Raw genomic sequence first — 10,925 nt, forward strand, 5'->3', positions numbered from 1 at the left:
CGACGGCGAGGTCCTCATCACCGATGGGCCATACGTGGAGGGCGCCGAAATCGCCACGGGCGTATACCTGCTCGCCGTCGCGCACCCGCACAGTGGTGGCGGTGGACCGGTCGTGCAACGCGGCGCCGCCGAGGATGTGATCACCCGCGGCCGCATGGAGCTCGGCGTGGCGTGCCGCGACGGCCTCCCACTCCGGGGTGCCCGGCGTATGGGCCGATGCCGGGGGTTCCAGCAGCAGCGCCAACCAGTCGTTTCCCGTGAGCTTGCGGGACGGTTCGATCGCGTGGACCACCGGCCAGACTTCCACCGCTCCGAACTGGGCGACCGGGACGTCGCGCGCCAGCGCCAGCGCCTCGTCCAGGTTCTCCGCTTCGAACACGTAGTAGCCGCAGGCCACTTCGGCGGACTCGGCGAACGGGCCGTCGGTGGTGACCGGCGCGTCCGGCCCGCCGGTGATGACCGCCGCGCTGGCAGCGGGCGCGAGCGCGTCACCGGCTTTGATCGCCGGGCCGGCTTTGGCGTGGAAGCTCTCCCAGGCGGCCATGCCGGCCGCCCACTCTTCAGGCGTGCGGTCTCGCTCCTTGGCGATCAGCAGGGCGAAATATTGCATGTTCGTCACCTCCGGTAGTGAGCGAAGCCTCCTGCTCCACTCTCTACCTATCCGACGAACGACGCAGCCCTAATCCGACACAGCCAGAGCCGGACTACGCAGCCGCCCCCGGCTTCAGGTACGTCACCAGGCTGACGTCGAGCGCCTCGTCGGTGAAGTAGTGCTCGCACCCGCGCAGGTACTTGATGTAGCGGTTGTAGACCTCTTCGGACGTGACCTCGATGGCCTTCTGCTTGTTGGACTCCAGCGTGTCGCCCCAGATGTGCAGCGTTTTGATGTAGTGCGGCCGCAGTGAAAGCGGTGCAGGCACAATGAAACCCGCCTTCTCGCCATGGTCGACCATCATCTGGGTGGACGGCAGCCGGCCACCCGGGAAGATCTCGGTGATGATGAACTTGATGAACCGGGCCGTCTCGAAGGTCAGCTTCTTGCCGCGGGCGGCCAGGTCGTACGGGTGGTAGCTGACGCTGCTCTGCACGGTCATCCTGCCGTCCTCGGGCATGATGTCGAAAGTCCGCTTGAAGAAGTCGTCGTAGTTCTCGTGCCCGAAGTGCTCGAAAGCCTCGATCGACACGATGCGGTCGACGGGCTCGTTGAAGTCCTCCCAGTTCTGCAGCCGCACCTCACGCGAGCGGTTGGTGTCGATGGAGGCCAGCACCTCCTCACATCGGGCGTGCTGGTTCTTGGACAGGGTCAGGCCGATGACGTTGACGTCGAACCGCTCGACCGCGCGCTTCATGGTGGTGCCCCAGCCGCAGCCGATGTCGAGCAGGGTCATCCCCGGCTTGAGGTCCAGCTGGTCCAGGTTCAGGTCGATCTTGGCGTACTGGGCCTCTTCCAGCGTCATGTCGTCACGCTCGAAGTAGGCGCAGCTATAGGTCCGGGTGGGGTCCTGGAACAGGGCGAAGAAGTCGTCGGAGACGTCGTAGTGCGCCTGAATGTCCTCGGGCGCCGTCCGGATCTTCGTCGGGCTAGCCGGTTGATCAGCCATTTTCGTCTGGTTCTCCTGGATGAAGTTCACTGCGGATTTCCCACGGCTTTGCCTCGGGGTGTGACGTGCAACGATACCCAACTCTACTTTTCCAGCGTGAATTGGTTGCAGTCGATGTACCCCGTGCGGAAAGCCCCGGCGCAGCCGGTCAAATACTTCAGGTAGCGCTCATACACCTCTTCGGACTGGATTTCGATGGCCTCGGCGCGGCGCGCCTGCAGGGCGCCGGCCCACAGGTCGAGGGTCCTGGCGAAGTCGGTCCGCAGCGACTGGACGTTCGTCACCCGGAAGCCGATCTTCGTCGAGTGCTCCCCGATGGTCTCGATCATCGGCAGCCGGCCGCCCGGAAATATCTCGGTCAGGATGAACTTGATGAACCGCGCGACTCGCATCGTCAGGGGCAGGCCGCGCTCGATGGCCTGCCTTCCGTGCAACCCCGTGATCGAGTGCAGCAGCATCACACCGTTGCGGGGCAGGGCGGTGTAGGCGAATTTGAAGAAGTCGTCGTAGCGGTGAAAACCGAAGTGCTCCAACGCCTCCACGATGACTATGCGATCCACGGGTTCGCTGAACTCGGCCCAGTCGCACAGCAGCGCCCGCCGCGACCGGCCGCTGTCGATCCCGTCGAGCACCTGCTGGCAATAGGCGTGCTGATTCCTGGACAGGGTCAGCCCGACGACGTTGACGTCGTAGCGCTCGACGGCGCGTTTCAACATCGAACCCCAACCGCAGCCCACGTCGAGCAGGGTCATCCCCGGCTCGAGCCCGAGCTTGTCCAGCGTGAGGTCGAGCTTGGCGAGCTGTGCCTCCTGCAGGGTCATGTTCTCGCGGGGGAAGTACGCGCAGCTGTAGGTGCGGGTGGGGTCCTGGAAGAGGGCGAAGAATTCGTTCGACAGGTCGTAGTGCGCCCGTACGTCGTCGAAATTGGAGCGCGTACGAACAGCGCTGGCCGGGTTGTCAGACATCTGTCCTCCCGAGAGGACGGCCACCAGGAGGCGGCCATCTCCGGGGGCACGCTACTCGCGCGGGATCGAAAACCGCGCATTTGCGCGCGCGTGCGCCGAAGTTTTTACCGGGCGCATTCTCAGGGCCGATGCCGGCCGACGGGCGCTACTTGGTCAGCGTGTACTGGGCCACGTTGGAGATGCCCTTGCGGAAGAGCTCCGCGCAGCCGGTGAGATAGCGCATGAAGCGGTTGTAGACCTCTTCGGACTGGACGGCGATGGCGCGTTCGCGATTCGCCTCGAGATTGGCCGCCCACGTGTCCAGTGTCCGCGCGTAATGCGGCCGCAGATATTGGACCTGCTCGACCGAGAAGCCGCTGGCTTGCGCATTGTCGACGATGTCGGGTTCGCCGCACATCTGCCCGCCGGGAAAGATTTCCTTCCCGAGGAAGTGGAAGAAACGCAGATCGGTCATGGTGATCGGGATGCCGCGCTCTTTCCATTGCGACTGCGGATACGTGAAAATGCTGTGCATCATCATCCGGCTGTCGTCGGGGAGGGTCTTGTAGGCCCAGTCCCAGAATGCGGGCCAGCGTTCCTTCTTGAACGCGTCGAAGGCCTCAAAGCTGATGATCCGATCGACCTGCTCGTCGAACTCTTCCCAACCCTGCAGCCGGGCCTCGGCCCGCCGCGTCGTCGGAATGGCGGCCAACCGTTCTTTGGTGCGCGCGTAGTGGTTGCGGCTCAGCGTGATGCCGATGACGTTCACGTCGTATTTCTCAACCGCGCGGACCACGGCCCCACCCCACCCGCACCCGACGTCGAGCACCGTCATGCCCGGCTCGAGCTTCAGCTTGTCCAGCCCCAGGTCGAGCTTGGCGAGCTGCGCCTCTTCCAGCGTCATGTCGTCGTTCTCGAAGTAGGCGCAGGTGTACACCATGTTGGGGTCGAGGAACAGCGCGAAGAAGTCGTCTGAGATGTCGTAGGTTGCCTGCGACTCTTCGTAATACGGCTTCAGCTTGGCCATTGGTGGACCCACCTCCTTGGACAACCGTACAACTCGGCGATACGGACCGGGATCGCAGGGGAAGCGTTTCTCTCGAGTGATTTCGGCTCAGTTCGCTCTGGCGAAGTTGCCCGCCAGCACGCCGATCACCTGATCCCACAACTGCTGTGGCAGATCATGGCCCATCCCGTCGAATAACACCAATCGGGCGCCGTCGATGGACCTGGCCACCGCGCGACCGCCGAATGGCCGCATCAGCTTGTCCGCCCGGCCGTGAATCACCACGGTCGGGGCGGCGGTCCGGCGGTTGTAGCGCCTCAGGCTGCCGCTGCCCAGCACCGCGTCGAAATGCCTTGCGACGCCCCACGGGTAATAGCTGCGTTCGTAGCTTTCGATGGCCTCGGCCCGAAGTTGTTCCTCGGAAGCCAAAAAGCGCCTGCTGCCGATGATCTTGCTGACCCGGATGGCGTTGTCGACGATCACCTCGCGCGGCGAGCTCGGCGGCGGCCCCTTGATCAGCGCCAGCAGCTGGCGCGGACCGGGCGGCGGCAGGAAGGCCGAGTTATTGCTGGAGAAGATGACCCCGAGGGTTCTCGTCCGCTCATGGAATCGCGCCGCGAAAATCTGGGCGATCATGCCGCCCATCGACGCGCCCACGATGTGCGCGTGCTCGATGCCCAGATGATCCAGCACGGCCGCGGCGTCGTCGGCCATGTCCTCGAGCTTGTATGCCGCTTCGCTCGGCAGGCCCAGCCAGGAGCGCGCCAGTCGCGCCACCAGCGGCTGCCCCGAGCTGCGGTGCCGGGTTTTGCTCGACAGGCCGACGTCCCGGTTGTCGTACCGGATGACGCGCAGCCCGTGGCTGACCAGCCGCTCGCAGAAGTCGGTTCGCCACAGCAGCAGCTGGGCGCCCAGCCCCATGATCAGCAGCACGGGTGGGTCGTCGATATCGCCCATGTCCTCGTAATAGAGCTTCAGGTCGCCGTTGGGATCAAAGACAGTGGCGTGCCCGGTGCGGATCTGCATCAGACTTCTTCGGACTGGTGCTCGCGGCTGACCTCGACCATGAAGTTGGCGAAGTAGCCGGTCAGCTGCGGGTCGGACATCATCTGCCACTTGGGGGCGAGCAGTTTCATGTACCGCTCGACGTAGAGGAACTGCTTGCCGATCAGCACCAGCTCGCGGGGCAGCTTGACGTCGTAGGCGTCGGCCAGGGCCGACAGCTGGCGCCCGATGTCGGCGTAGGACAGGTCGCCCAGCGTCTGCATGGTCAGCGGGGTGGCGAACTTCTCCAGGTCCTTGGCGGCCTGGGCCTCGGGCTTCATGGTCCCGACGGCGCCCATCAGCACGACGATCTTGCCCGCCGCGGCGTGGTCCTTCTTGACCAACAGCGCGTACACCAGCTCGCGCAGCAGCCAGCGGGTGCGCGGGTCGATGCGGCCCATGATGCCGAAGTCGAAGAACACGATGCGGCCCGCCTCGTCGACGTAGAGGTTGCCGGCGTGCAGGTCGCCGTGGAACAGCCCGTGCCGCAGGCCGCCCTCGAAAAGCGAGAACAGCAGCGCCTTCACCAGTTCGACCCCGTCGAAACCGGCCTTGCGGATGGCGGCGACGTCGTCGATGCGGATGCCGTGCACGCGCTCCATCGTCAGCACCCGCTCGGAGGTGAAGTCCCAGTGCACCTGCGGCACCCGGATGTTCTTGCCCAGCGGCGAGCCGTGCAGGTGCGAGACCCACGCGTCCATCGACTGCGCCTCGAGCCGGAAGTTCAGCTCCTCGGCCAGGTTGTCGGAGAAGTCGGCGACCACGTCCTGCGCCGAGAGCCTGCGGCCCAGCTTGGCCAGTTCGACGGCCTGGGCAAAGCGTTTGAGGATCTGCAGGTCGGCGGCCACCCGGCGCCGGATGCCCGGGCGCTGGATCTTGACGACCACGTCTTCGCCGGTGTGCAGGGTCGCGTAGTGCACCTGGGCGATCGACGCCGACGCGAACGGCGTCTCCTCCCACTTGGCGAACAGCTCGGCGGGGTCGCCCCCGAGTTCCTCGACGAAGAGCTTGTGCACCTCTTCGGTGTCGGCGGGCGGCACCCGGTCGAGCAGGCCGCGGAACTCGCGGGACAGCGATTCGCCGAACGCCCCGGGGCTGGACGCGATGATCTGGCCGAATTTCACGTACGTCGGGCCGAGGTCGGCGAAGGTCTGCGGGAGCTGCTTGATCACCTTCTGCTGCCACGGGCCTTTGCCGGGCAGCTTGGTGATGACGCGCGCGGCGGTGCGGGTGACCTGCCAACCGGTGACGGCGACCCGGGCCGCTTCCACCGGCAGCGGCACCCGGTCCAGCCTGGCCACGTCTCGATGTTTGGTAGAGCTCATCTAAAGCAGTCTGCCAAATCGGCGAAGCCAGTCCCAATTTCTAGCTCGGGCCCCAGGGTTGTACCCAGCCCTGGACCGCCCAGCCCTCGAGGCCCGCGATCAACTCGTACATGGTGGCGCCGTCGATGGTTTCGCGGATGATGTCCGCGTGCCCGGCGTGCCGGGCCAACTCGTTGATCACGTGCAGGATCACCCAGCGCACCGACCAGGCCTTCTGGTCCTTGGGAAACCACGGGATGTCCTGCGGAACCGGCACCGCCGCGTCGAGGTCCGCGGTCTCCGCCAGTCGCAGCGATGCCGCGTTCTGTTCCTCGAATGCCCGCAGCAGGCCGGCCAGCGTCTCGTCGGGCCGCATCACGTGCTGATCCGCGAAGTCCTTGGTGATCTGCTCGAACGGGCGAGTGTCTTTCGGCGGCGCGTCCGGCGCCGCGGCGACGCGCGCCATCCAGCTGCGCTGCATCCCGGTGGCGTGCTTGATCAGCCCGCCGATCGACAACGCGCTGACCGAGGGGGTGGACCGCGCCTGTTCGTCGGTCAGGCCGTAGGACACCGCGAAATACGCGCTTTGGTGGTAGGCCAGGTATTCGCACAGGGCGCTGCGTTCGTCGGCTACGGGCCGGGCAAGAGCGGGCATTACCGGATATTAGGTCTCCTCCGCCGTAAGGTGCGGGGATGCAGCTGGTTTCGGCCCACTCGGCCGAGCTGTTCGTCGGGCCGCCGGACGCGCCGTTGCAGCTGGCCCGCATCACCGTTGCCGCGGTGCCCGCCCCGACGCCGGTCCGCGTCGAGGGGGACGGGTTGAGCGGGGAGGCGGTGGCCGGAGTCGGCGAGCAGGTCGTCGAGGTCCCGGTCAGGGTGGACCGCCCGGTCGTCGGACAGCGGCGCGCGGCGCGGGCGCTGGCCGCGGGTGCCGTCGAGCCGTTCGAGTTCGTCGTGGCCGAGCCCGGCTGGACCATGTTCATGGTCAGCCACTTCCACTACGACCCGGTCTGGTGGAACACCCAGGGCGCCTACACCAGCGAGTGGACCGAGGACCCGCCGGGACGTGCCCGGCAGACGAACGGATTCGCACTCGTGCACGCGCACCTCGAAATGGCCCGCCGCGAGCCCGAGTACAAGTTCGTGCTGGCCGAGGTCGACTACCTCAAGCCGTATTGGGACACCCGCCCCGAGGACCGCGCCGACCTGCGCCGGTTCATCGCGCAGGGCCGCGTCGAGGTGATGGGCGGCACCTACAACGAACCCAACACCAACCTCACCAGCCCCGAGACGACCATTCGGAACCTGTTGCACGGCATGGGCTTTCAACGCGAGGTGCTGGGCGCCGACCCGGCGACCGCGTGGCAGCTGGACGTGTTCGGCCACGACCCGCAATTCCCCGGGATGGCCGCCGACGCCGGGCTGACATCGAGCTCGTGGGCCCGGGGCCCGCACCACCAGTGGGGGCCCGCGCTCGGCGACGGGGACATCGAGCGGATGCAGTTCAGCAGCGAATTCGAGTGGATTTCGCCGTCGGGCCGCGGCCTGCTCACCCATTACATGCCCGCGCATTATTCGGCGGGCTGGTGGATGGACTCGTCGACGTCGCTCAGCGAGGCCGAGGACGCCACCCTTGCCCTGTTCGATCAGCTCAAGAAGGTCGCGCTGACGCGCAACGTCCTGCTGCCCGTCGGCACCGACTACACGCCGCCGAACAAGTGGGTGACCGCCATCCACCGCGACTGGGCCGCGCGCTACGCCTGGCCGCGCTTCGTGTGCGCGCTGCCGCGGGAGTTCTTCGCGGCCGTGCGCGCCGAACTGGCCGAGCGCGGCCGCGTGCCGTCGCCGCAGACCCGGGACATGAACCCGATCTACACCGGCAAGGACGTCTCCTTCATCGACACCAAGCAGGCCAACCGGGCCGCGGAGAACGCCGTCCTGGAGGCCGAGCGGTTCGCCGTCTTCGCCGGGCTGATGTCGGGCGCCGAGTACCCGCAGGCGGCGCTGGCCAAGGCGTGGGTGCAGCTCGCGTACGGGGCGCACCACGACGGCATCACCGGCTCGGAGTCCGACCAGGTCTACCTCGACCTGCTGACCGGCTGGCGCGACGCGTGGGAGCTTGGCCGCGCGACGCGCGACGCGTCGCTGGCGCTGCTTTCCCGCGCGGTCGACGCCGACGTGGTCGTGTGGAATCCGCTGGCACAGAAGCGGACCGACGTCGTCACCGCGCGGCTCGACACGCCAGTGGCCGGCGGGGCCCGGGTGCTGGACACCGACGGTGCCGAGTTGCCCGCACACGTCGAGCACGGCGGCCGGTCGGTGACCTGGCTGGCGCGGGGAGTGCCGTCGATGGGGTGGCGGGGCTACCGGCTGGTTCCCCATGACGGCCCGAGCGGCTGGGAACCCGTGGTCGGCGCGGCGATCGCGAACGAGCACTTCCGCCTGGAGGTCGACCCGGCGCGCGGCGGGGGAGTCGTGTCCCTGGTCGCGGACGGCCGCGAGCTGATCGCCGAGGGCCGGGTGGGCAACGAGCTCGCGGTCTACGAGGAGTACGCGGCGCATCCGACGCAGGCCGAGGGCCCGTGGCACCTGTTGCCCAGGGGGCCGGTGGTGTGCTCGTCGGAGTTACCGGCGCGGGCGCGGGCCTACCACGGCCCGCTGGGGCAGCGGATCGTCGTCACCGGGCGGATCGGAGCGGTGGCGCGCTACACGCAGACCCTGACGCTGTGGCGAGGCGTGGCGCGGGTGGACTGCCGCACCACCATCGACGAATTCACCGGGGCCGACCGCCTGGTGCGGCTGCGTTGGCCGTGCCCGGTGTCGGGCGCCATGCCGGTCAGCGAGGTCGGTGACGCCGTCGTGGGGCGGGGCTTCGCGTTGCTGCATGACGGGACCGAGTCGGTGGACACCGCGCGGCACCCGTGGACGCTGGACAACCCGGCCTACGGCTGGTTCGGCCTGTCCTCGGCGGCGCGGGTCCGGGTGGGCGCGCACAGCCGAGCCGTGCGCGCGATCTCGGTGGCCGAGGTGGTGTCGCCGGACGAGGCGGTGTCGGGTCCGCTCGCGCGCGAGCTGATCGTTGCGCTGGCCCGCGCCGGGGTGACGGCGACCTGCAGTGGCGCGGGCAAGTCGCGCTACGGCCACCTCGACGTCGATTCGAACCTGCCCGACGTGCGCGTCGCGCTGGGCGGACCGGCCCGCAACGCGTTCACCAAGGCGGTGTTGGCGCAGGCCGACCCGGTGTATGCCGAAGAGCTCGAGCGCCAGCTGGCGACGACGGGCCGGGCCAGGGTCTGGGTGCCCGCCGCGACGCCGCTGGCCGCGGTGTGGGTGCCGAGCGCGGACCTGCGTGCGCCGGTCGCGCTGCCGGTCCTGGTGCTCGCGGGCCGCGACGCGGAAAGCCTGGCCGCCGAGATCGCGTCGGTCGCCGACGACCTCGACGACGCCGAAATCGTGGTAAGCCAAAAGGCGCCGGCGAGAACCGGCGAATTCGAGGACCGCACCGTCGCCCTGCTCAACCGGGGCGTGCCCAGCTTCGCCGTCGACGCCGAGGGCACCCTGCACACCGCGTTGATGCGGTCCTGCACCGGTTGGCCGTCGGGCATCTGGATCGACGAGCCGCGCCGCACCGCCCCGGACGGCTCGAACTTCCAACTGCAGCACTGGACACACGTTTTCGACTACGCCCTGGTCTGCGGGGCGGGCGACTGGCGTCGCGCCGAGATCCCCACCCGCAGCGCGCAGTTCTCCCACCCGCTGCTGGCGTGCGCGCCCGGCCGGTCGGGAGGGGCGTTGCCCGCGGCGGGATCCCTGCTGAGCGTCGAGCCCGCCGGCCGGGTGCAGCTGGCCGCGCTCAAGGCGGCCGGCAACCCGCTCACGGCGGGCAGCGCCCGGCCGGTCGACCCGCGCGCGGTCGCGCTGCGATTGGTGGAGACGACAGGGGCGCCCGCGAGCGTCGTGATCGGCTCCGACATCGGCGAGGTCGGCGACTTCCGCGACGCCGACCTCCTCGAAACGCCGCGCGCCGGCGGCCGCCCGCTCGAGTTGCACGGCTATCAGGTGGCCACCGTGCTGGCTCGGTTCCACGCGCCCCCCGCACCGACGGGGGCGCCCGCGCTGGCCCCGGACGCCGAAGCCGCCCAGCCGTTGTACGCGCGCTATTGGCTGCACAACCGGGGCCCCGCCCCGCTCGGCGGGCTGCCGGCCGTCGCTCATCTGCATCCCGCGCGGGGGGCCGCCGATCCCGGTGGCGAGGTCATGCTGCGCCTCACGGCGGCCAGCGACTGCAGCGACGCCACCCTGACCGGGACAGTCACCCTGGTGTGCCCGCGGGGCTGGTCGGCCAAGCCCGACGAGCTTCCCCTGACGCTGCGCAGCGGCGAATACCGCGAGACCGACGTGGCGGTGTCGGTGCCCGCCGGCGTCGAGCCGGGGCTGTACCCGATCCGCGCACAGCTTCGCATCGGCGGGGAAGGCGTCCCGCCCGCGTGGCGGCAGGCGGTCGAGGATGTCTGCCTGATCGAGGTCGGCCCGTGCGCCGAGGCGCAGCCGCTGTATCTGATCGACGGGCCGGCGGACGTCGAGTTGGCCGCCGGCGACAGGGCGGCGCTGACCGTCAGAGTCGGCACCCACGCCGGGGCGGACCTGGCCCTCGAGGCGCACCTGATCAGCCCGTGGGGCACATGGGAGTGGCTGGGTCCCGCCGCGGCGGGTGCGGTGCTGCCCGCCCACGGCACCGTTGACGTGCGCTTCGACGTGAGGCCGCCGGCCGGGCTGGATCCCGGCCAATGGTGGGCCCTGGTCCGGATAGGCTGCGCCGGCCGGCTGGTCTACACCCCGGCGGTCAAGGTGACGGTGACATGAGCGTGGTCGCGACCGTCGCCGGTATTCCGGTCCTTGTCGACGAGGTCGACGCGGCCGAAGCGCGGTTGCGCGGCGGGCGGGCGGGGGCCGCCCTGCCGGCCGGCGGCACCGCCGAGGGGCGTCAACTGCGGCGCTGGCTGACCCAGTTGATCGTGACCGGGCG

The 10,925-nt window shown here is 68.8% G+C and carries 8 protein-coding genes and 1 pseudogene; 2 read left to right on the forward strand and 7 right to left on the reverse strand.

All coding sequences use genetic code 11. The annotated features are described in order from the left end of the window. The 7 genes from A5711_RS11660 to A5711_RS11690 all read right to left on the reverse strand — a co-directional run. Window positions 1-610: YciI family protein (locus tag A5711_RS11660; protein WP_067946566.1), on the reverse strand; the 610-nt coding region annotated here is incomplete at its 3' end. 94 nt (window positions 611-704) lie between these two features. Further along, a complete protein-coding gene (gene mmaA4, locus A5711_RS11665) occupies window positions 705-1,601 on the reverse strand; it encodes a hydroxymycolate synthase MmaA4 (protein WP_067946579.1) in 897 nt (298 codons plus the stop codon). 83 nt (window positions 1,602-1,684) lie between these two features. Beyond that, the gene (locus tag A5711_RS11670) at window positions 1,685-2,566 is read right to left on the reverse strand and encodes a cyclopropane mycolic acid synthase family methyltransferase (RefSeq protein WP_067946568.1); all 882 of its coding nucleotides are present in this window, start codon (window positions 2,564-2,566) and stop codon (window positions 1,685-1,687) included. Between the two features lie 145 nt (window positions 2,567-2,711). Then, window positions 2,712-3,572, reverse strand: coding sequence for a cyclopropane mycolic acid synthase family methyltransferase (locus tag A5711_RS11675; protein WP_067946570.1), 861 nt, complete (start codon window positions 3,570-3,572; stop codon window positions 2,712-2,714). Between the two features lie 87 nt (window positions 3,573-3,659). Beyond that, window positions 3,660-4,577 carry an alpha/beta fold hydrolase gene (locus A5711_RS11680; protein WP_067946572.1) on the reverse strand — a complete coding sequence of 306 codons (918 nt, stop codon included), beginning with the start codon at window positions 4,575-4,577 and terminating at the stop codon, window positions 3,660-3,662. Next, entirely contained in the window at window positions 4,577-5,920 is a 1,344-nt protein-coding gene (locus A5711_RS11685; protein WP_067946574.1) for an AarF/ABC1/UbiB kinase family protein, read from the reverse strand. Before A5711_RS11685 ends, A5711_RS11680 begins: the two co-directional genes overlap by 1 nt. A gap of 40 nt (window positions 5,921-5,960) precedes the next feature. Continuing rightward, window positions 5,961-6,554 carry a DinB family protein gene (locus A5711_RS11690; RefSeq protein WP_067946576.1) on the reverse strand — a complete coding sequence of 198 codons (594 nt, stop codon included), beginning with the start codon at window positions 6,552-6,554 and terminating at the stop codon, window positions 5,961-5,963. A 38-nt stretch (window positions 6,555-6,592) separates the two neighbouring features. Here A5711_RS11690 and A5711_RS11695 point away from each other — a divergent pair, with 38 nt between their 5' ends. Next, entirely contained in the window at window positions 6,593-10,762 is a 4,170-nt protein-coding gene (locus A5711_RS11695; RefSeq protein WP_067946577.1) for an NEW3 domain-containing protein, read from the forward strand. Next, window positions 10,759-10,925: pseudogene (locus tag A5711_RS11700) on the forward strand (malonyl CoA-ACP transacylase); the annotation flags it as partial. The gene A5711_RS11695 and the pseudogene A5711_RS11700, both read left to right, overlap by 4 nt.

Origin of the sequence: Mycobacterium sp. E2238 (assembly GCF_001672665.1) — a bacterium.
GTDB lineage: Bacteria > Actinomycetota > Actinomycetes > Mycobacteriales > Mycobacteriaceae > Mycobacterium.